Origin of the sequence: Acinetobacter sp. YH12069 (assembly GCF_013419675.1) — a bacterium.
In the GTDB taxonomy this organism is placed as follows: domain Bacteria; phylum Pseudomonadota; class Gammaproteobacteria; order Pseudomonadales; family Moraxellaceae; genus Acinetobacter; species Acinetobacter amyesii.
Window position 1 is genome coordinate 24,819 of record NZ_VOZS01000016.1, and the last position, 22,939, is coordinate 47,757.

Below are 22,939 nucleotides of genomic sequence, written 5' to 3' on the forward strand. Positions count from 1 at the left end.
AATTATTTAACGCTGTGATTAGTCATTGATTTGAGCTAACTTCCAACGGCGATAGATGACTGCTAAAAATAAATCGCTCAAGATTTTTTGACACACATTATCTTTATAGTTGTCATTACTAATTATCAGACTTACCCCTTTTTTACTTTTGGCCTTTCTAAGTTGAGCTTCTATTTCCTCCCATGACCGTTTGGGTATTTTAATTGTTCCTTGAAAAAACTGCTTATCTATGGCTTTAAGCTCCCGACAAAATTGGTCAAACTCCTGATTTTCTACTTCGCTTTGGATATACACTTCCATACGAGCACCTATAAGACGAATACGGTGCTCAAAATAATCCAGCATAAAGTTGCTATTCAGCACAGCTGTGAAAATTTCAAAATCAGCTTCGCTAAATACATTTCCAGACTTATTTCTATTGATATGCTTTAACAGCATGTCTAAAGGATTACTTTGAGAAATATCGTTTTTGTGTTGAAAGTGTCTATTTTTATACAGGTTTGAGGCCAAGTCTCTCCCAACTTCTTTCAACTTCAGATTTTCATTTTTTCCTGAAAGTACATCTATAATATCATTCAATTCTGATTTCAGTTTGAGCCTTTCGGCTACATGATCAGTTTGCTCTACATCTTCATATTTTAATATCTGAGTATGCCACCGATCAGGAAATATTGCGTCTTGAATAATCTTTGAATTGGGAGCTATCTTCTCTAAGATTGCTTTTAATTCAAGCTTCTCTTTCATTTGCGACGTATTCAATTGTTTCTTGAATACTCTGCAAGAGAGTAAAGCTCTTACAATATTTGCTGATATTTTACTTTCATCTGGACATAATGCATCCCCGACTAACATTGAACCAAAATGCAGGTAATAGTTGGCTGTCATCTCAATAGATGAATGGCCAATAAAATGTGCCAAAATCTTCCAAACATCCTGACGTCCAGCAATACTATCTGTATCACCCAATAAATAATTTTTAATTTTGGCAATCTGATCAGGTGAGTAGCCAATCCAACTTCTGATTAACGCTTCACTTCCTTTCAAAATTAAAGCTAAATTGTTTGTCGCAGTATGCCTAAAGCTATGAAAGGAATAATCGTGTGGTTCGTTATTGAATAAAGTATCAAAAATTTCCTTTGTCTTAGCACCAATAAAACGAGATGAAAAAATTTGACCAAATTCATCTTGGAAGATAAAACAATCTTCTGCCCCCAACCTTCTTTGATCAACTTTTACATTAAGATGCTTTTTGATTAAGCCAATAAATTCATTCAGTTCACGTTCAGTTAGCAACTCATCAAGACGAATTCCTCGTTTTGCATTCGTCGTCTTGACCTGACGATGATAGTTATTATGTATAAAGATTTTAATAACTTGAGGATTGCTGGCTGTTAAATAATAATATTCCTCATTTCCAATTGTTTTAACTTCTAGCTCAATCATGGCTAAATCTCTTAGCCTTAACCCAAGAATCTCACCAATCCTTAAACCTGTGCGGTAAGCAAGCATACAAATTATTTTGAATATACTTTTTTGTTCTTTACTCAGATCAACTTGGCGACCAATTAAATTATTAAAATGCGCCCATATCACTGGGGTTATATATGATGATCTACACATCTGAAGATCATCAGATTTTAACTGGTCTAAATAATTAACTCGAGGAACATTAAAATTATGAATTAAACTTTTATGAAATTTTTTTAAATTTTTTACAGCTTTACCATAGCTATTATATTTCACCTCCCTAACATTATTTTTAGATGCTTTATTTTGTCGTCGCTTATCAACAATAAATTTTTCACTCAAAATATACTCATATGCTCCCTCAAATTGTTCTTCATCCATCTTTAGAAGATCAAGGTCATGAGTAACAACATACATAAAAAGGTCTTCAGCGAATGATGATTTGTAAGTATCCAAGGAACTCAGTGCAATTCCGTCTTTTGCTCTAGAAACATTTGAAGATTGACCACTCACGAGGTAATCCCGATACCATGTCATCAATGCAATCTGAACACTCACAAGCGCAATATCTTTAGCTATTTCATACTTCTGATTATTGTAGCTTTCTTTAAGTGACTGAATATCTTCTGACAATTGCTTAATTGTCTCGGTCTTTTTTCTACCTTGAAATTGCCCTATCAATCCTTTTTTAATTTCTGCGGCACAATGATATTCCGTGCTCAACTTTTGGATATTTTCAGACTTAGGCTTTCGATAAATATCGGTCGGATCATCAAACTTATTTTCGGAAGTAATCGATTTCTTTATTAAAGACTTATTGTCTTTAAATGCATGAAGTGTCTCAAGCATTTTTAAGGTTGATATTGATAGTGTAGCGCTGTCTAACATTCCAGTAGATAATGCCGTTGTAAAACCGTCAAGCGTATTCTTTTGACTAAAATACTGCACGTAATCGATATGCTCAAATAACTTATATTTTTCCTTAGAAAAATAATTGCGCAACACACTATTTTGATCAACATCCAATATAGCCAAATCAATATATTGATCTAAGTGATCTTCATTCTGAGTATCAATTGCATCCAAAATGTGAATGAGCCATTTCTCATTCTGACGTTTTTCAACCTGAGTTTCAGATTCGATAATATTAACGAGTCGCACCATCATTAATAGGCTGATTGGTGTGAGATAAATTTGTTTAATTTGAAATGGATTATCGAGATATACTAAATTCGCATATTTCTCATTTTCTACTGGATAATTATATAAGTAACCCGTTTTTGGTGAACCTTGACAATATAAGGATACAAGTCCACTCGACAATTCTAATGGTTTTAACTGATCATTTGAAAAATATGCTCTGAGTGATTTTAAAATCGCCATTAAGTCTTCTTTATGACTACACCCACAATCAATAATTAGTGCCATTAAAAATTGTCGAAGAAGTAATTCCTTTTGCGCATCCGTAAAATCAGCATTAAAAACATCAGTTTTAAGCCTTTTCGGTAATTCAGCTTCCCAAAAGAAATGCAACTTGAACTTGAACTCATGTAACCTTTGCCCTCTAATCAACTTAATTTGCGTTGATTCAATGTCTTTAATATTTGGAGCTGAATATGCTCTTTGAATAAGCTTTATTTCATATTGATCCTTTAACCACGGAATTTTTGACTCAATTTCTTGCTTTTTTTTCACACATAATTCAGACCAAAATTCCCTTAATTCTTCTAAATCTTTTTTTGAGATTTTTCTATTGTGAAAGTGTTTTTCGACTTTGGCTCTAGCAATATACATTTCAGTTTGAATCTGATCATCGAGTTTCTTTTTTCCACAAGATTCCGTGATCTCATGAATAAGTAATCCTGAAATTTTTTCAAATAAAATATTCACCGAAGTCTCTAGCTTAGTTCGAATTTGCTGTAACTCTTCATCTGTCATGATTAGCCCACCACCGATTTTAATTCAAGCCTTTTGAACAGATGATTTACTGCATATTTAATATCAGTCATGTAGGTATAAGGCTGTAAAGATGAGTATTTTGAAAATCCAATTTCATTTTGTTGATCGTGCGCATACCAACTCTTAAAAATCGCATCGGGCAATTCTAAAAAATTCCTTACAAAATGCCGCGTCCAATTGGGATATAACTCATCAATTTCAGGAAAGTTTTCTGATAAATAAGATGCTATATGCTTTTGTGTAAGTGGCTCCAATGTGAAGCTCATGAATTCTGAACCTTTCTTCCAATAAGAAAGGTAATAGATATGATCTGCTGTATTAGCTAGCTCTAAGGCATTAATTTTTTTGATAAATTCATCATAATGCTGTAACTCATTAACAACGAATTCGATCAGTGGTGAATAACGACCATGTGGACGAGATCTACTGCTCTTATCATGGATATATACAATATTAGTAATAAAATCAAAGTTTTCTCTGATACTAGATGCACCTATAGCAGGACGTGCACCTGAAGACAATAAACAACAAAACCAGATCCAAACACTGAAAGCATTAAATTTTTCAGCAATGTCTTGTTCTTCTTTTAAAACTTGGACAACTTTTAAGTTTAATGTATTTAAGAATTTTTTCGCTTTATCAAATGACCATACACGCTGACTTCCTACGCGGGCTTGCTCTTCTACTTGAATAAATTGCGGACGATCTAAAACATTTACCTCGTTTTTATTTTGAAACCATAGATATATATACTGCTCATATACCTCATTTAAATGTTTATAAGAAAATCCCCCATACGCTAGATCAGGTTGGTGTGAAACCTGTCTACCGATTAAGAAATTTTTCGTAAGATCATCTTTACATATACGGTTCAAATGAAAGGAAAGTTGTAAAGCAATTGAAGTAACTGATATCGGGCCTATACGACGATGATAAAACCATTCTGATAAAGACTTTTCGAAATCTGTATTCGTTAGATTGGAAAGGTTAGCCTCTCTAATTCTATCAATCCACATAGCAGGAATTTGAAATGCCCAAGTTCTATGCTCGTTATATTTATTGTCTTTTTTAGCAATTTGACCTTTCAAATTTTTATTTACATTTGCATCAACGATCCACAAATAATAGGCACGATTGGAGCTACGTTTTAATTGCTTAGTTTTTAGCAATTGGTCGATATCTTGAAATATAACGGCACTCTGCCCGGTAAAGATTGACATCAAGCAACAAGCTGCTTTTGCAGATTCCATGATATCTTTGTTTTCATGAAGTTGGTCAAGTAAAACCTGGTTTACAATTTTTAATAAGGGTATGTCCAAATAGTAAATATTACTCACCGTTGGTTGCTGAGTTCTATCTATATGACGATTCAATTTTGGATGTGAGACAAACGGTGCTAATCTGCGCGTATCTTCATTTAGATTATAATCATACTGCTTAAATACCTTATCTTCATCAACTTCATCATCAATACTATCTTTGTCATCTGAGTAATCAGACTGACTCTCGGTGACTAAAGGCGGGTTATTATAAGTCTGCGGATCAACGGCTAAATCTTCAATACTATCAATCTGATCCGTTTTTTTAATTCTTACATTGTTGTGATAAAAGATATCCTCAACTGCGATTCTGTACTCGTCTAAATACCTTGTTAGAGATTTGATTATATTTTCTGAAACATTAGCATCAAGGCGCTTACAGAATTCTGTGACATGTACATTTTGGGCTTTTGCATAAGTATTGAATTCTTTAATGGTCTTAGCCGTATGATCGAACTCAATAACATGATTAAAATATTGAGAAATTATAGGTAAAGCTTCAGAAAGAAAACCTTTAAAACTTTTTTCCATCATTTTTAAAATTAGATAGAAATTATAGTTTAGCCTTTCAATTTTAGCTTGAGAGTTCTCTATATTGGACATCAACCCAACTAAAAAATTTACAACATTAAAAATTTTCAAAATATTTTGGTTAATCGAAAGTTGTTTTTCTTTATCTATAACATCCGAATCTTCAACATTTTTATATAAAATGCAGATACTTGATGACCCCAAAATATTCTTATATTGAGTCTTAGATTTATTTATTTTCAAATATGAATATATATCTTCACATAATACTTTTAATTCTCTCATGAATTCATCAGTCATATAAGTATTATGAAAATCCTTTACACCACATGAGTCCAATACAACCAAATCCCCCCTATATGAAGATAAAATTTTAGTTAAACAATCACATCTTGATTCAAAAATTTCTAAATTCAATTTATTATTCATTTCAGCATTCCATATTATCAAGTTTATAGTTTTCAAAAATATTTCTAGGTAATTTAAAATAATTTATAAAATCTGTTTTATAAATTATTTTAGGAATATGATATTTATCCCTCTTCAAGATTTCCTTATTAATTAAATAAAATAAATTTTCATCTTCTAATTTAGTTAAATAATCAAAAAGTTCCTTATAGAAGTTAATTCTATATTCACATTTTATTTTGTGACTTTGAAGATAAGTAAATAGCTCTAACCAAAAAATATAGTTAGCTTGATTCTTAAACCAATCTTCATGACTTTTGCCTTCAATGGATAAAAGATACGTATATTGAGTAAGGCTCAAATAGTCTTTCATAACGCGATTAATCATTGAATTTTTCAGTCGATCTTTTACCTTCTTTTGCTCACTAACTCCAACAACAGTAAGTTTTACTGTCTGCTCGACTAGATTGGAATATTTTCTTAGCGAACGTTCAATTAAATTAGTTTTTTTCAAACGCGATAGCTTAAAACTCTTCTTTGTTTTAGCTTGATTTTTGGACATTATTAACTCCAAATTTAACCCTCTAAAAATTTCATAAAGCCTTTTTTTGAGCATGACAAAGCTTAGAGCCTAAATTGAGATGAAATTTAAGCTAATGATATTTTTAAAAAATTACGGATAAAAATTTTATGGATGAGCTAGCATCTCTTGTTATTGCATGTCTTTTTACATTAAATGTAATTAACCTAATAAACAGGAAAAACTAGCTCAATTTTTCTAGACTTCTTCTTTGACACAAGCAAATTTATAGACTTCTGCTTTACTCCATCGAAGACTACGACCATGCCTAATAGGACTTATTGGTCCGTTTTCGTACAATGCCCATTTACGCAAAGTTTGTTCTGCATATCCCAGCAATCTCGCTGCTTCTTTCGTAGTTAGCAAAAGTCGATCTTCAGTGATCTTCTTTTGCCTATGCTTAAGTACCATATCTTTCTATTCCAATTGATTTAAGGATATAAAAGCACATTAAAAATAGTAAAGAAATTGTAATTTTAAACACCATTTCATTACTATTTTTCGTATAATCATACCTATTAATATTAGTAAAGCTGAATGATGTATGGGCCGACCACTAAGAACTAGGATAGATTTTGCAAAAACAATAAGCTGGTATGACTTCTTTTATAATAAATTATTAAATTCCGGTGAAATTAGAAATGAATTTGGTTTAGAGAAGTTACTTTATAAGGAACCAAAAAATGGCTATGTAACAAATTTATTTAAAAAATATAAATTTGGATTATCAACACCTAAAGATGATTGGATTAAAACAGTAGATTCAAAATGTATCGGCTCATCTCATATTATCAATCATCCTATATGGAAAAATTTAAAATATCGAACCACAGAAGAATATTTAATACTACTAGAACTAAACAATCTTCCTGATTATATAATTGAAAATTTAATACAAAATAGACATATAAAAGGTTTTAATAAATCTGATTTAGAAAAATTAGCTAAATATGGCTCTTTAGATAGCCTGTGTGCATTATATTTATTACATCAGTGGGGATATACTATTGGAAGTACAAGTCTAGTAAATGATTGCTGCTCACTAATTATAAACAATTTAGAATTAGTGTTAGAAAAAACCACTTATCTTCAGCGATCACATATATTTTTATTTGATGAAATATGTGATCAGATATTTATTATGGAATTAAAGGGATATAATCGACCACTTAAAATTAAATTAAATTGGCGACAATACAGAAATAGTAATTGGGATATTGAAATTCGAGAAAAATCTAAAAAAATTGAAGATGAGCTTATTTCCCACCCAAAAACATGTCATTTAATACCTTGCATAGATGAGAGCCTTGCAGATCTATATAAAAAGATTCTAGGATAAAGAGACTTTATTAAAAATCGTATTCTACGAGTATTACTATTTACCTACAACTTCTAAATGAATAGTAATACCTTCTAAAAATAAAAGAATCTAATTGCAAAAGATAAACAAAGATGCCATCAAACTTATTACTATAGAACTATTCAATATATTAGACTTCTTCCGAAAGTATGTTTTACTTAATTTTTGAATCAGCTAAAAACCTTATAAAATATAGCTCGCGACTGTTTAAATTTTACTAACGCAAGTGGTCTATTATATAAAGATAAAATCTATATTTTCACTCTTTTTTTTTGGTAAAAATATTTTAAATTGAAATAAATCGCTTATTTTTCAACTAAATTGACGACATTCCAACACAATTCAAAATCCAATTCTCATATTCTTGTAGTGTTTCGCGTAGCATATCCATTGGGCGTACAATGTAATGCCTTTCAACTAACGCACTTGGCTTATGACCAGAAATCTGTGCTAAAGATCCTTCATTAATTTGAGCCCAAATTGCTAACGTTTTATACGACCTTCTTAAGCCATGGGGGGTAAGTACAATATTTAATTCTTTACATATTTTCTCTAAGCTATCGTAGGGATTAACAATATAGCCACATTCAGAGTCCTTACTGCTAAATACAAATTCAGAATCAGAATTTTTCTTTAGCTCTAATAAAAGAATTTCAACAAATGTTGTGAGAGGGATTAGGCGACCTGTATCTTCAATTTTATCTTTTACCTTTGCAGTTTTCCAACGAAAATCGACATCTTTCCATTTTAATGAAAGTAACTCATTTTTTCTGCAACCGGTGATTAAACTACATATCAAAAAAATTGCGATTTTTCTATTAGTTAACTTATTGACTTCTTCAAACCAAGGTTTTAGGTGCTGTTTCATTAAACAATCATTTTTGGCTTTTGGAGAAGGAACTTTATCTTTAACCTTTTTAGAGTTATATGATTTCGGAGGTACTAGATTCTCATAATCCTCATGTTCCTCACACCAATTGAGGAAAGCTCGTGTGAGTCGATATGCTTTACCTGATGTTGTTGGACGGTAGTCATTTTGATCAAGCCAGTCACAAAATACATCTGCAGTTAATTCAGAAAGTTTATAATCAAACAGTTGATAAATGGGTTGACTGGCATACACACTTTTTCTTTCAGGATCATAACCACCTCTCGATAATTCGATATGATCCTGATAGCTTCTTGGCCGCCAATTAGGTTGCCTTGCTGCTAAATATTCATACCATACGTCTTTAAATTTAATAGTCTTACGTTTTTCTTGTTTTAACAACTCTTTATTATCAGCTAAAGCCTTCTTACGCTCAATAAAAGGATCAATGCCTTTATTGCACATAATCGCTAATTCTTGTGCATATTTACGAGCATCTTCTAATTTCCACGTATTAACATCGCCAATTTTGATACGGCGATTTTGAAGTCCAATACGGCCTTGGAAAATGTAGCTCTTATTATTTTTAGGTGTAACTTTAACGCCGAATCCAGGTGTTCTTTCATCCCAAAAAAAAGTTGGTTTGGTCTTATCTGTACAATCAATTTTGTCTATAGCTGGTTTTGTAAACTTCATTCTAGTAAGCATCTGGTAAGCAAATAGTACTAAAAATCAATATATATCAATCAACAAAAAGAGTGAATAGTAAACTTTAAAAATTTATTAAATAGATGATATTATTAATTATATTCACTTAAGTCGTTGATTTTTTATTTTTATATTAACGGACTCATAATCCGTTGGTCCACAGTTCAAGTCTGTGTGGGCCCACCATATAAATCAACCCCTTACGTGTATTAATCGTAAGGGGTTTTTTAATGTTAAAAGCTAAGTAAAGTTTGTCTAAGCCTTTAAAAGATATGGCAGATAACATATAGATACGTACAAAACTTCAAGTCAACTTGAGTAAGCTACGATTGGTTAATACGAGAAGTAGGTTATAAAGAAATACATTCAAGAAAAATTTAAAAGCTTAAGTTCTAGATACCCTTAAATAAAGTCACGATTTGTTATACTTAAAAGGTATTATTTTATTCATTATAAGCAAATGTTTTTTGATTCATGACATTTAGAAATACTATATATTTCACACTTTAAAAGCACAAATATTAAGACTCAACCTGTTCAGGCTTTCTTAAGTCCAAATAAAACTCAACAATTGACCAAATAACAATCAAAGCAAACATAGCAACAGCGAATAACACAGCAGTTAAATAAATCATGCTTGAGTTCTCCGTTAGAAAACGAGTTAAGACCAACAGGTTAAAAATTTTAACCTACGACAAAAGTCTAATAAGAATTTCTGACGGTGCCTAGCCATATTTAGCAAATTTTTAAGAGTATTTTTATCTATGATGATAGCTTTACCATATAAAATTTAGCCGATTTATTGTTAAAAAGTATCAGTCTTCAATCCCCCTTCTTATTCCGATTTGTAATATATGCACAATTCAGATCAAAGCTCACTTAAATCCTCTTGACTCATGATCCAAACAAGCAGAAATTACACCTTTTTAAAATCACCGTATCACCGACTATGTTGAAAAAGTTTATTGGCGAATCTGCATTTAAATTGGCAGGCTGGAAATACCACGTAGAGCCTGATGTTTTAGAAAATAAACAAGTGATCGTCGGCTTTGAACACACCTCAATGATGGATGCTGTTCTTTCACTGGCCCTTTGCCAAATTTACGACATTAAAATTCACACGCTGATTAAAAAAGAACTCTTTAAAGGTCCATTTAAACCTGTTCTTGAAGCGATTGGCGGTATTCCTGTAGACCGTAAAGCCAATAAAGACATCGTGACTCAAATGGTTGAGCATTTTGAAGCCAATGAAAAATTTAATTTAGTCATTGCTCCAGAAGCGACACGAGCAGAACGTGGTGAAGCACGAAAACCGATTCGCACAGGCTTTTGGTATATCGCTAAAGCTGCAGGTGTGCCAATTGTATTAATGTATGCCAACTCAAAAACCAAACAAGGCGGTATTTTCGGTAAGATTTACCCAACTGACCTCGATCACGATTTAGCTTTAATTAAGCAGCTCTATAAAGATAAAGTAGGTTTAGACATCGTGATCCCAGAACCTAAAAATAAAGACTAAGTGCCATTCACGTTTTTTTAAGATATACGTACTTAAAGATATAAATGTATCGTGCTCCATGCATTGTACATTTATATCTTCCTTTTATAACAAGATCACCTCGCTCCTTTCAGCCCAATTCTCATCATAAGAAAAATTACAGTACGAGCGTTTAGACATCTCGCATTATTTTCTCAAATTTGGATATTTTTTTTTCAACTACTCAATTCCTGAAATCCAGTACTTTCACACAAAAAAGCCATTATGGTAGAATTTGCTCAATTTGATAGGCATAAGGCCAATCTACAAGGAGCATATTTCGCATGGCGGGTCATTCCAAGTGGGCTAATACTAAGCATCGTAAAGCAAAACAAGATGCGAGCCGCGCTAAAGTATTCACAAAATTTATCCGTGAAATCGTGACAGCTGCACGTTTAGGCGGCGGTGATGTAGCGTCTAACCCACGTTTACGTGCTGTTGTTGAAAAAGCATTAGTTGCAAACATGACACGTGACACCATTAACCGTGCAATCCAACGTGGTGTAGGCGGTGAAGAAAATGCTGATCTAAAAGAAGTCACTTACGAAGGTTATGGCGTTGGTGGTGTTGCAGTCATCATTGAAACAATGACGGATAACTTGAACCGTACTGTTCCTGACGTTCGTCATTGCTTCTCGAAAACTGATGGTAATTTAGGTACTGCAGGTTCAGTGGCTTATATGTTTACCAAACGTGGTGAGATTACTTTTGAAGATGTTTCTTTAGAAGATCAAATCATGGACATCGCTTTAGAAGCAGGTGCTGAAGACATCGAAGTGGACGAAGATGAAATTCTAGTTATCACCACACCTGAAACTTTCGGTGAGGTTCAGGATGCACTTGCAGCAGCAGGTTTAAAATCTGATAACGCCGAAGTGGTCATGAACCCTTCAACTAAAGCGTTAATTTCAGATATCGAACAAGCGAAAAAAATCATCAAAATGATTGATATGTTTGAAGATCTTGACGACGTTCAAAACGTATATACCAACGTTGAATTCACCGATGAAGTAATGGCTGAGTTAGAAGCTCTATAGTTCAATCGAGTGAAGTATAAAACGCACCCTTCGGTGCGTTTTTTATTGCCTAGCTTTCAACTGTTTGAGTTTATATATGAGGGCTGCATTTAAACCTTATTTAATAAGCCATTACAGTTAAAAACATTATATTGTTTAATTACAAAGCTCGAATGTAATGCAACTACGTGTTCAATTTTACCAATGCGCTTGAGTAAAATTTCACTATAGTTTTCCATATCCCGTGCAACGACTTCCACAATAAAATCGGCAGACTGCCCTGTCACTAAAAATGCATTAATGACTTCTGGGATACTTTCTAATTCTTCTAAAAATTTAGCAAAGGTGTCTGTATCATGCTTACTCAAAGACACCTGCAGCAGCACATGCAAACTAAAGCCCAATTTTTGATAATTAATTTCACGTTTTAGACCACTGATAATATTGTGATCAATCAATTGTTTGATCCGACGATGAACTGAACTGACCGATAAATTCACCCGCTCAGACAGTTCATTTAAATTGACATCTTCATGGGTCAAAATTTCTAAAATTTGTTTATCAAAACGGTCTAGTTCCATCAGTCTACTCCAGCCATTTTTGAAAACAGTGCTGATGAACCCGATTCATCAAACGCCTGTTGTCATTTTCAATGTTATTTTAAGTTTTAAAATCAGCATTTATGTGCAAGTTTTCTCATGTATAGCATGATTTATTAAAAATAATAAAGCTCATACGCATTATGAACATAATAATTTGCATAAATATCGTGTTTAAATGAATGTTTTTTCATCAAATCTTAGTTTTTATATTCTAAATGTCGTCTTTAGACAACCTACCAATAAAGCTTCTCAATGCATTCCATTGATCTGAATAAATCAATTTCAGATAAAAGGAAAATATATTTTATTTTATATTTTTCAATTTTTTATTTTTACTATATTTTTCAATGTGAGCTCTATTTCACATTTTGCTTTTTTTCACTTATTTACTAGATTTGGTAATTACATTAAAAAATAGCGGCGGTTCATAAATATACAAAAAAACAAAAACGGAAGAATAAACATGGCAATTAAATCACTGAGCTCACTCAGCTCAAAATTAAGTTCTGTACTAAGTCCATCCCTACAACTCAGTACAATTAGCAGCACGGTCAGTAACCTACTTAGCCCGCTTAAACCTACAACCAATATCACGGATACGCTGACAGGATTATTGGGTAATTTAGGTGGCACAAAGTCTTTTGATTTTAGCGCTCTGACTAAATCGCTTCCTCAAGTGATTAGCACGATTCAAAGTCTAACATCCAATAACGGTTCAAATTCGGATGCACTCAAGACATTGATGACAACTCTGCAACCACTCCTACAAAACTTAGGTAGCAACGCTGGCTCAACAGAGATGAATCAGTTGGTTCAATCCTTACCTACCATTGTCAACAGCTTGCAAAGTTTACTGAGTAGCACCAATAATCAAGGCAATCTTCCTGACAATATCAGCAGCGCTGTAAATGCCATCAAACCACTGCTCGCTATGCTTGGAAGTGCAACAGGGTCAACGGATTCAACGCAAATTATCAATACACTCAGTCAAGTTTTAGAATATGCGCAACCCATTATTCAGATGATTGGGAGCTCGTCTTCTGGAAACATTGACTTTGGGCAAATTGCACAAGGTGCAACGAGTGCCCTCCTACCTTTATTAGCCTCAATCAATAAAGATAACTCAACTATTGATATGGAACAGTTGAGCCATGCTTTACCGACTGTGATTGGAAGTGTGACCAATCTAGTGACCGCCATTTCATCAGCCAACCAAGGCAATATCCCTGAGACCATTTCAGGGGTGATCAAAGGACTTAATCCGCTGTTAGATTTACTGGCAAAAAGCGATGTCATCGATACGGATCAGGCTCAAACCGTCAAAGCGATTTATGATGTATTAAATAGCGTGAGCACCATTTTGGATGTGGTCAACAATCCATCCTTACTGACGCTTTCAACTGATTTAAATCAAGTGATTAATTCGTTGAAACCAGTCATTGCTCTGATGGACAGTAATGGTGAAGCAACTCAGTTCCTCGATCAACTGACCATTCCAGATCTTGGCGATTTACTTGGCAATCTTGCTCCTGAAAAAATTGATCTGGGTTCTATCACGGATCAGTTCAACCAATTGACTGAAAACCTCACGGGCCAATTACCGAATATTAATGACCTATTGGAAAATTTAGGTTCTGCTCAAGGTGATTTTGATATCTCCACCATCATCCCAAGTATTAAGGATGCGCTAGGCAATATCTTCTACCCTGTTATACCGCTGAATACTTTACAAGCCGATAGTATCAGTCCAGTGCTGAATATTTTGGATATTCAACAACAAAGCTATATTTAAGGATTGAATGTCTGATGAAAAAGCGCGCTGTTAGGCTCGCTTTTTTAAAGCAGTATGACGCAAAGTTTTCATTTAAAGGGCTTATACACCACGCCAATCTACCCGTGCGTTACGTTCTGTTTGGTATACACGTTGCACATATTGACCTAAAGGCAAATCGCTCAAATAGGCTTTGTAAGCTTTAAACTCTTCTGACAAGCTTTCGCCATGCTCTTTTTCCCACGGCGTTCCAACAATCTCTAATATCGGCGCCAACATTGAACACACTGCAATATCAGCCAAACCTAATCGGTCGCCTACAAAATAACGCCCACCTTGTTCGATCAGACGTTGATTTAAATCAACCACAATTTCGTCCAATCGCTCACGTGAAGCCGCAACCTTATCCGTATCTAATTGATAACCTTTAGAAACCAGTGCCTTTATAATGGGCTTGGAATATTTTTCAAACTGACGTAAATAGCCCTTTTCACCAATTAAAATATCAAGTGATTCTTCACTTTCATTTAATACATGTGCCAACCCCCAACGGCGCACATGTTGCCCTAACTCAATGGAGAGTTCATTAATTTCTAAAGCGTCTTCACGCAGTTTGACATCTGGACGGATCAGACTATGTTCGGGGTAGGTCGCATCCAAGTAAAAGGCGATTTGAGTTGAATCTGCAACCCAATGATCTTGATCACGTAAAATCGGTAATTTGTTTTGCCCTGTTTTAAGCTGTGCAAATGCACGATGTACACCCGGCATTAAATTATGAGCCACATAATCCAACTCTTTATGATCGAGTAACCAGCGCGCCTTTTCACAAAAATGTGAGAGTGGAAACTGGTAGAGAGTTCGCATAAATGCTCCAAGTTTTTGTTGTAACTGTAGTTTATAAAACCCAGTAATTTTATAGGGATACTTTAGTCACTGTGTTATTGAAACACAATGTCATTTTTGCACCTATTCTGCATCTGTAGTGCAACTCAAGCATTATTCAGACGTGAATTCATCTCTATCTCTGCGCGATTCAATAAGATATACATTCTCCTGCCCATATCACCTGACTTTATTATGGCTTTCATGTAAAATCATCCACAATTTTTTTATAATACTTTGTGAGTTATTTCATGGGTTTTAACTGTGGTATTGTCGGCCTGCCGAACGTTGGTAAATCAACGCTTTTCAACGCATTAACCAAAGCTGCGATTGCTGCTGAAAACTTCCCATTCTGTACAATTGAGCCAAATACTGGGATTGTACCTGTACCTGACCCACGTATGGATAAACTTGCTGAAATTGTAAACCCACAACGTGTTGTCCCAACCACGATGGAATTTGTGGATATCGCAGGTCTCGTTGCTGGTGCATCTAAAGGTGAAGGCCTTGGTAACCAATTCTTAGCCAACATTCGTGAAACTGATGCTATTGCACATGTTGTACGTTGTTTTGAAGACGAAAATGTCATTCACGTAAATGGCAAAATTGATCCACTTGACGATATCGCAACAATCAACACTGAACTTGCACTTGCTGACTTAGAAGCTGTTTCTAAAGCAATTACACGTCTAGCAAAATCTGCAAAAGGTGGCGATAAAGAAGCGATTGCGACCAAAGCTGTTTTAGACAAAATCTTACCTTTACTGGATGAAGGTAAACCTGCGCGTGCAGCTGACCTTGATGAAGATGAACGTAAATTGGTGCGTGGTTATGGCTTCTTAACCCTTAAACCAACCATGTATATTGCCAACGTTGCAGAAGATGGTTTCGAAAATAACCCTCACTTAGAAGCAGTACAAAAATTAGCTGCTGAAGAAAATGCGATTGTGGTTCCACTTTGCAACCAAATCGAAGCAGAAATTTCATTACTTGAAGATGAAGACCGAGCTGAATTCCTTGAAGCTTTAGGCATGGAAGAACCTGGTCTAAACGTGGTTATTCGTGCAGGTTATGGCTTACTTGGCCTTCAAACTTACTTCACAGCGGGTGTACAAGAAGTTCGTGCTTGGACAGTGAAAATTGGTGCAACTGCACCTCAAGCTGCAGGTGTGATTCACACTGACTTCGAAAAAGGCTTTATTCGTGCTGAATGTGTTGCCTACAACGACTTCGTTCAATACAACGGTGAAGCTGGCGCTAAAGAAGCAGGTAAATGGCGTTTAGAAGGTAAAACATACATCGTTCAAGATGGCGATGTTTTACACTTCCGTTTTAACGTATAAGATAGCACCTATAAGAAGCCAGCAATTTGCTGGCTTTTTTAATTTTAGGCAAAAGCTCAAGCCAAAAAATAAGCATATTTAAAAACTTAAAACCTGCTTAAAAACAAAATTATATCGACACGAATACATGATTTGGTTGCCGAGTCACCACAGTGCAACGACTTAAATCTCTACGGTTCTGCTATAAATTTATTCATAGGCACTAATGCCTATTTTCATAGAACAATAGCAATGAAAAAAATCAGCACAATTCTAACAGCAGGTATCTTTACAATGCTTAGTGCAACTGCGTTTGCATGTCCACAAGGCACCACACTTACAGGTGGTACAGGTGCAAACCATAAAGGTGGTACTTGTGTTTCCATTGCTAAAGATGCAAAACATCAGGAACGTACTGCTACACATGCAGCACAAGTTGCGCAGCATGATGCAAAAGTCGCTCGACACGATGCAAAACAAGCCAGCCAATTGGCTCAGAGCAAAGTGAAACATAATCAAAAATTAGCAAAACATGATGCAGCTCAAGCACAGCATCTTGCAACACAAGCAAAATCAGAAGCTAGAACTTCAGTCCATGCTGCCAAAGCTGCAAATACTGACGCAAAAGCAAAAATCGCTGCACAAAAGGTCGCAGCGGAACAACATAAAGCTGCTGTGAAATCATAAACAGTTGAGAATTAACACATCGCAAAAAAAAGCCGGAATTATCCGGCTTTTTTATTCAAAACATTTATGGGTGAGCGGTATGTAATGCTTTTGCATCCATCTCAGCACGCTGTCTTCTTGCTTCTGTCAGCATGCGTTGTTCAAGCTCTTTACGAAAGCCGAGTAGAAATACAAACTCAGCTAGGACAAATAAAGGCCCTATTGCCAAGCCAATGACATCATCCATAAACGCAGGCTTTTTCTTTTCATAATAATGACCGATAAATTGGATGATCCAACCCACCACAAAGATCCCCACACTCCAGATCAACCATGACATGAGGCTCATCTTTGCGATCATCAAGGCTAAGGGATACGTAACCGCAAACACCAAAAGCATAATCAAACCGAAAATTTTATCTAAACTCAGGTAATAGATTACACTGGCAATAATCAACAACAATGCAAGGGTCAGTTCAAAACCTGAAATCATTAGCCCTACTCGTGCTGTTAGGCACATAATCGAAAACACAATAAGCGGAATACCCACAAAATGCGTCAGCACATTTTTTCGATCTAAATGATATGCTGCATATTGGCTTAACAGTCTTTCAAGTTTGCTCATTAACTTACTCCTTGTTCATTCACTCATTTCACTATATAAAAAATGCATCAATAAAGTTGTCAGCTAATAGACAAGTTGGACCATAAAATAAGGATATGCTGTGCTGGACGCTCAATATGTGCATCAACTCAATAAAAATGTGTGGTATTCAGGCTTAAATATTTCCTTCCAAGACTTTATCTGCCGCCATGCCCTGACCTTAACTTTCGAAAAAGACGCACGTGTTTTTTTATCAGGACAGCATTTTAATGGTATGTATGCGGTCTTAGAAGGCGCAGTTCGCTTAGGCTATATTGATATTCATGGCAAAGAAGCGATTGCCGCCATTGCTGAGCCGATTATGTGGTTTGGCGAAATATCCTTGGTTGACCAATTACCACGTTCTCACGATGCCATCTGTACCAAAAAGTCCACCTTATTACACTTACCGGCTCAAGCAATTCAGCAATTATTACAACAACACCCTGAGTTTTGGTTTCATATTGCCCAGCTCACCAGTCAAAAACTTCGCTATGCCTTTATGGAACTCATAGCCTTACAAACGCAAAGTTTAAGTCAACGTCTCGCACAGCGTCTGCTGTTTATTTTAAATGGATATGGAAATCATTTGGAAATTGAGCAACACACCATACATATCTCGCAGGAACAACTCGCACAACTGATGAATTGCTCACGCCAATCAGTCAATCAGGAGCTTCAGCAATTGGAAAAAATGCAGGTACTTCGTGTTGCGTTTAAACAAATTGAAATTTTAGATCTAGCGCAGTTACATCAGATTGCTCATGCACTTCCTGTGCATGATGTCTGACATTTGTGATTTAAATAAGTGCATTTAATTGCACCAGAATGATTCTTTATAGTTATTTTGCTTTTATTTGTGGCACTTCGCTTTATCGAGTTTTGATCACGACAATAATTGGCAAACATTTACACTGTCAAAACCATTTGTACATGCTGCAACTTCTTGAGTTGATGCTTCTGATTTGTCTTCAGTCGCTGCTTGTACATTGATCGCTGTAGTCAAAACAGCCAAAACCGATAACTTCATTAATGTTTTTTTCATCTTAATCACCTATTCAACGTCTTTAATTTAACTTACATACTTCATCTTTTACGCAGTAATTTTTACACACTTTATCAAATAATGATAATTTTAATTTTTAATCACATTATCTATACTTTATATTATTAATATTTTAAAGATATTAATTAAAGAGAAGGTCAGACGACTGGCGTTCTAAAATGGGGGGATTTTTTATCAATAAATTTTTCTCAAAAGATATTTTTACTATTCATTATCTATGCTTTATCTATTTAACTTCAGAAAACAACCATGCAATTTGGAATTTAGCTCAATACTACGGCAGCGCACTGATTTAATTTTTATATAAAATAGCGATGATTTTAGGAGGATTTTCCAATCCTCTCTTATAGATTTATTCTTGTTTTTGATATTTTCCAAAAAAAAGCAGTGAAAATTCACTGCTTTGATCGGGTTAAATGCCTACTTTTTTCGGATCGGTATTTCCGAGTTCAGGGTTTTCAATCGCACCTTTGCATTGATTTTTATCACGCTCATAATCTGCTTGCTTCTGTGCAACAGTCGAACTCTGATCAATACTTTCACGTGCCCAAATTTCCAAACTTGTCAAAGCCTTACGACACAGTGCATATTTACCTTCAGTCACAGAATCGGTCATTTTGACATTGATACGCCATTCGGTACTCAATTTACGCGCTGGAATACGAACTTTCTCTTCCATCTGATCGACTTGTTTTGCATAAACAATCGGATCGACTTCATTGATAAACGCCCAAGCTTTGGCAGCATACTCCGTTGCATCATTGGTTAATTTAGGTGCTGCTTTAATTTCGACTTGAGCTTGTTCAGCTCCATCATTACCACAGGCCTGCAACAACACCGTGCTGCTCAATAATGAAACAATCAGTATCCCACGCATCTTTAACCTCTGCATATCCGGCTCATTTCAGCAAACATATTCGGCAATATGCTAGTGAATTCGCGTACAATACTCAATCATCATTTGACCTGTTGTTCAACTCTTTCAAAGGTGTGTCGTGTCTGAGCACAAACTTCCTACAGTTCAGCCTGCGGGTTTTTGGCAAGGTGCTAAAGATAGTCAAGCCATTATCTTTACCTATCTTCCTGTTTCTTTTGCATTTGGGGTTTCTGCGACTCAATTTGGCTTCACTGCATGGGAAGCATTATTTTTATCTTGCTCTATGTATGCAGGTGCCAGTCAATTTCTCGTCGTGGCGTTACTGGGAAGTGGAACATCCATTTGGATGACTGCTCTTACTGTAATTGCCCTCGATATCCGCCATTTACTCTATGGCCCTGCCTTACAAAACCTGATTCAAGACCGACTCAATTTAAAGAAAACGGCAGTTTGGGCTTGGGGTTTAACCGACGAAGTTTTCGCATCAGGCATGATCAAACTGTCGCAACGTCGTCAAGAATGGTCGGAATCTTGGATGTTAGGACTCAGCTTATTTAGTTGGCTGTCCTGGGCAACAGGCTCATTTTTAGGCGGTTTATTTGCCGATCAAGTCAGCAACCTTCCACAATTTTTACAAGCCGCACTCGACTTCCTACTGCCTGCATTGTTTTTAAGCTTTTTACTCGCAGCATTTGAGAAAAAACATACATTTGTGGTCACGGTTACAATTATTGTTTCTGCGATTGCCTGCTACTTTATCGACTTGTCTGCTGCGATTTTTATCGGTATTTCTTCTGGTATTTTTGCCGGTTTATTCAAACATTATGTCTTAAAGAAACCTGATCCTGAACATATGGGTGAAGCATCATGAATCTAGAAATTATCTTGGTTGGGATCTTGGTCGGGATTGCGAATTTTGCATCACGGTTTGGGCCATTTTTTGTAATTCAGAAATTTCAGCAAGGTTCACAGCAGCGTGGTTCTTTATGGCTCAAAATCGCTTTGGGCTCGATTGGTATTGCCGCAATTAGTTCAATGTTGGTGGTTGCAACCTTACCGCCGCTGCTTGAAACTCCAAATAAAAGCTTTGCCATGTTAGTTGGATTTGCTGTGCTTGCAGGCTTGTATTTCAAGTTTAAAAAAATTGTCCCTGCTACACTGACTGCGGCACTGACTTACGGCTTAGTCTATACCTATATACCTTTTCATCTCTAAAGCTGAGTCAGCGACAATCCAAATAAAAACCTCAAGCACAAGCTTCTTCAGCCTGTGCCTTTTAATTAGCAATATTTATGAGATAGTCAACGCATAACATAAAAATCTAGCGAAACCCCATAGATGGCAAAGTACCATTGTATTCAAGGCAAAATTTATATTCATTCTAGACAACCATCTGAATTGAGTTGGGGACTGCAAAAACCCATCGAAAGTACATATTTTCAATGCTTCATTCAAAGCCAGCTGTTCAGTGGTAATTTCTGCGCTGTACATTACCAACCTGCAGATCAGATCCGCGCCATTTATATAGAGAAAAATCAGCAAAAGACGATTGTGGGCTTATATAACTACACACAGCAGATTCTGCACTTACATCCACGCCGCCTGATGTTTTCACACATATCGATGCCCCGCCTGTTCAGCAATTTTCTGCAGCTGGCGGGTTTTTTATTGATTTTTCTATTGTGCATTTTTAGCCTCAGTTCATGGCTCAATTCATCATTTCACATTCTATCGGTAGTTGCAGACGCACTCTATTTCACTGCCATTTTAATTGGCTTAATATTGATTTTATGCATATGTGTCGCACCACTGCTCGGATTGCTGTACTAGCCCAATTTCCGCCAAACATCTATACAGCTTTGTGCGCTTCAATGTGCAAATTTGGATATTGAGCCATTCCCTGCATCTGTAAAAAATGCAGGTATATTTAAAGTGAATTTAAATAAAAACAACTAAATACCACTTTTTAAAGATTTTCAAAGGTAAATAATTACACGAACGCATACCCATAAAGATATAAAAAAAATTGTTGGACAATATCATTTATTTATGTGAACACTCGCTTATCTCTCGAACAAGTTCTGCTATGCTTAAATTCCCATAAAATCAAGCATGGATGATTACATGAGCGTCACTATTGGTACTCCACTTCAGTCTTCAGCGTATAAAATCTTACTGTTAGGTTCTGGTGAACTCGGTAAAGAAGTTGTGATTTCATTGCAACGTTTGGGTGTAGAAGTTCATGCTGCCGATCGTTATGACCATGCTCCGGCCATGCAAGTTGCACATTTTTCTCATACTTTAAATATGGCAGATCCCGAGGCACTTAAAGCCTTAATTTCTCAAGTTAAGCCTCATTTGATTGTCCCTGAAATTGAAGCCATTGCGACTCAAGTTTTGGTCGAGATTGAAGAACAAAAGATTGCCACTGTCATTCCTTCTGCAAAAGCTGTCAACCTGACGATGAATCGTGAAGGGATTCGCCGTCTAGCTGCCGAAGAGCTTGGACTCCCGACTTCAGCCTACCGATTTGCCAATACCCTTGAAGCGTTCCGTGCAGCATGCGATGACATTGGCTATCCAAACTTTGTTAAACCTGTCATGTCGTCTTCGGGTAAAGGACAGTCACGTGTAAAAAGCTTTGATGAAGTCGATGCTGCTTGGGAATATGCACAAACAGGTGGACGTGTAAATCAAGGCACCGTGATCGTGGAATCACAAATTGACTTTGACTTTGAAATCACCCTGCTGACTGTTCGAGCTAAAAATGCAGAAACAGGTGAAATTGAAACATCATTTTGCGACCCAATTGGCCACCGCCAAGACTCTGGTGACTATGTTGAAAGTTGGCAGCCACAACTTATGACTGCTCTTGCATTAGAGGAAGCCAAGCGTATTGCCAATAAAGTAACCATTGCATTAGGTGGATGTGGCATTTTTGGGGTGGAACTGTTTGTCAAAGGCGATAAAGTATGGTTTAGTGAGGTATCACCTCGTCCACACGATACAGGCCTTGTCACTCTTGCATCGCAATTCCAAAGCGAATTCGAACTGCATGCACGTGCCATTCTTGGTCTGCCTGTGAATACTGCTCGACACAGTACTGCTGCGAGCGCAGTCATCTATGCAGGCGTGGATGATACCAATTTATCATTTACTGGCTTAAATCTTGCTTTGGCTAATCCAGACACCGATTTACGCCTCTTTGGTAAACCAGAAGGCTTTAAACGTCGCCGTATGGGCGTAGCAACAGCACGCGCTGAAACCACAGATCACGCGCGTGAACTTGCTCAACATGCTGCACAACAAGTCAGTGTTCAACAAAACTAAGTTTGTAACACCTTAACGGACCAC

20 protein-coding genes are annotated in these 22,939 nt (G+C 35.9%); 10 read left to right on the forward strand and 10 right to left on the reverse strand.

The window, feature by feature from the left end; genetic code table 11:
* Nucleotides 1–18: 18 nt before the first annotated feature.
* The 4 genes from FTU16_RS12300 to FTU16_RS12315 form a co-directional block, all read right to left on the reverse strand.
* On the reverse strand, nt 19–3,405 hold the full coding sequence (locus FTU16_RS12300; RefSeq protein ID WP_180163368.1) for an integrase: 3,387 nt from the start codon (nt 3,403–3,405) through the stop codon (nt 19–21).
* A gap of 2 nt (nt 3,406–3,407) precedes the next feature.
* A complete protein-coding gene (locus FTU16_RS12305) occupies nt 3,408–5,705 on the reverse strand; it encodes a hypothetical protein (protein WP_180005597.1) in 2,298 nt (765 codons plus the stop codon).
* Between the two features lies 1 nt (nt 5,706).
* Nucleotides 5,707–6,246, reverse strand: a complete 540-nt coding sequence (locus tag FTU16_RS12310; RefSeq protein WP_180005596.1) for a hypothetical protein — start codon at nt 6,244–6,246, stop codon at nt 5,707–5,709.
* Nucleotides 6,247–6,462: 216 nt separating this feature from the next.
* Entirely contained in the window at nt 6,463–6,675 is a 213-nt protein-coding gene (locus tag FTU16_RS12315; protein WP_180005595.1) for a helix-turn-helix domain-containing protein, read from the reverse strand.
* A 133-nt stretch (nt 6,676–6,808) separates the two neighbouring features.
* On the opposite strand from FTU16_RS12315, the gene FTU16_RS12320 reads away from it, so the two are divergent.
* A complete protein-coding gene (locus FTU16_RS12320; protein WP_180124863.1) occupies nt 6,809–7,603 on the forward strand; it encodes a hypothetical protein in 795 nt (264 codons plus the stop codon).
* Between the two features lie 337 nt (nt 7,604–7,940).
* On the opposite strand, the gene FTU16_RS12325 is transcribed toward FTU16_RS12320, so the two are convergent.
* Complete coding sequence (locus FTU16_RS12325; RefSeq protein ID WP_180004120.1) at nt 7,941–9,188, reverse strand: integrase family protein; 1,248 nt, start codon at nt 9,186–9,188, stop codon at nt 7,941–7,943.
* Between the two features lie 961 nt (nt 9,189–10,149).
* On the opposite strand from FTU16_RS12325, the gene FTU16_RS12330 reads away from it, so the two are divergent.
* Together FTU16_RS12330 and FTU16_RS12335 are read left to right on the forward strand one after the other, a co-directional pair.
* Nucleotides 10,150–10,719 carry a 1-acyl-sn-glycerol-3-phosphate acyltransferase gene (locus FTU16_RS12330; protein WP_078189041.1) on the forward strand — a complete coding sequence of 190 codons (570 nt, stop codon included), beginning with the start codon at nt 10,150–10,152 and terminating at the stop codon, nt 10,717–10,719.
* Nucleotides 10,720–11,021: 302 nt separating this feature from the next.
* Nucleotides 11,022–11,774 (forward strand): YebC/PmpR family DNA-binding transcriptional regulator, encoded by a 753-nt coding sequence (locus tag FTU16_RS12335; RefSeq protein ID WP_168379639.1) that lies wholly within the window; start codon nt 11,022–11,024, stop codon nt 11,772–11,774.
* An 89-nt stretch (nt 11,775–11,863) separates the two neighbouring features.
* On the opposite strand, the gene FTU16_RS12340 is transcribed toward FTU16_RS12335, so the two are convergent.
* Complete coding sequence (locus FTU16_RS12340) at nt 11,864–12,334, reverse strand: Lrp/AsnC family transcriptional regulator (protein WP_067763303.1); 471 nt, start codon at nt 12,332–12,334, stop codon at nt 11,864–11,866.
* Between the two features lie 484 nt (nt 12,335–12,818).
* Here FTU16_RS12340 and FTU16_RS12345 point away from each other — a divergent pair, with 484 nt between their 5' ends.
* On the forward strand, nt 12,819–14,147 hold the full coding sequence (locus tag FTU16_RS12345) for a hypothetical protein (protein WP_180163369.1): 1,329 nt from the start codon (nt 12,819–12,821) through the stop codon (nt 14,145–14,147).
* Nucleotides 14,148–14,228: 81 nt separating this feature from the next.
* Here the strand turns inward: FTU16_RS12345 and FTU16_RS12350 are convergent, their stop codons facing one another.
* Complete coding sequence (locus tag FTU16_RS12350) at nt 14,229–14,993, reverse strand: glutathione S-transferase family protein (RefSeq protein WP_180163370.1); 765 nt, start codon at nt 14,991–14,993, stop codon at nt 14,229–14,231.
* A gap of 269 nt (nt 14,994–15,262) precedes the next feature.
* On the opposite strand from FTU16_RS12350, the gene ychF reads away from it, so the two are divergent.
* Nucleotides 15,263–16,354 (forward strand): redox-regulated ATPase YchF, encoded by a 1,092-nt coding sequence (gene ychF, locus FTU16_RS12355; protein WP_078189045.1) that lies wholly within the window; start codon nt 15,263–15,265, stop codon nt 16,352–16,354.
* A gap of 273 nt (nt 16,355–16,627) precedes the next feature.
* Entirely contained in the window at nt 16,628–17,020 is a 393-nt protein-coding gene (locus FTU16_RS12360) for a hypothetical protein (protein ID WP_257227131.1), read from the forward strand.
* A 64-nt stretch (nt 17,021–17,084) separates the two neighbouring features.
* Here FTU16_RS12360 and FTU16_RS12365 read toward each other — a convergent pair whose 3' ends face one another.
* Complete coding sequence (locus FTU16_RS12365) at nt 17,085–17,624, reverse strand: DUF962 domain-containing protein (RefSeq protein ID WP_180163372.1); 540 nt, start codon at nt 17,622–17,624, stop codon at nt 17,085–17,087.
* A 100-nt stretch (nt 17,625–17,724) separates the two neighbouring features.
* Here FTU16_RS12365 and FTU16_RS12370 point away from each other — a divergent pair, with 100 nt between their 5' ends.
* Nucleotides 17,725–18,432 carry a Crp/Fnr family transcriptional regulator gene (locus FTU16_RS12370; RefSeq protein ID WP_180163373.1) on the forward strand — a complete coding sequence of 236 codons (708 nt, stop codon included), beginning with the start codon at nt 17,725–17,727 and terminating at the stop codon, nt 18,430–18,432.
* 96 nt (nt 18,433–18,528) lie between these two features.
* On the opposite strand, the gene FTU16_RS12375 is transcribed toward FTU16_RS12370, so the two are convergent.
* Entirely contained in the window at nt 18,529–18,687 is a 159-nt protein-coding gene (locus FTU16_RS12375) for a hypothetical protein (RefSeq protein WP_257221543.1), read from the reverse strand.
* A gap of 433 nt (nt 18,688–19,120) precedes the next feature.
* The gene (locus FTU16_RS12380) at nt 19,121–19,600 is read right to left on the reverse strand and encodes a hypothetical protein (RefSeq protein WP_180027232.1); all 480 of its coding nucleotides are present in this window, start codon (nt 19,598–19,600) and stop codon (nt 19,121–19,123) included.
* Between the two features lie 103 nt (nt 19,601–19,703).
* Between FTU16_RS12380 and FTU16_RS12385 the strand changes: the two genes are divergently transcribed.
* From FTU16_RS12385 to purT, 3 genes are all read left to right on the forward strand, one after another.
* Nucleotides 19,704–20,456 (forward strand): AzlC family ABC transporter permease, encoded by a 753-nt coding sequence (locus FTU16_RS12385; RefSeq protein ID WP_078194362.1) that lies wholly within the window; start codon nt 19,704–19,706, stop codon nt 20,454–20,456.
* Entirely contained in the window at nt 20,453–20,800 is a 348-nt protein-coding gene (gene ygaH, locus FTU16_RS12390; protein ID WP_078189050.1) for an L-valine transporter subunit YgaH, read from the forward strand. Before FTU16_RS12385 ends, ygaH begins: the two co-directional genes overlap by 4 nt.
* Nucleotides 20,801–21,709: 909 nt before the next feature.
* The gene (purT, locus tag FTU16_RS12395; RefSeq protein ID WP_180050078.1) at nt 21,710–22,915 is read left to right on the forward strand and encodes a formate-dependent phosphoribosylglycinamide formyltransferase; all 1,206 of its coding nucleotides are present in this window, start codon (nt 21,710–21,712) and stop codon (nt 22,913–22,915) included.
* The last annotated feature ends 24 nt before the right edge of the window (nt 22,916–22,939 follow it).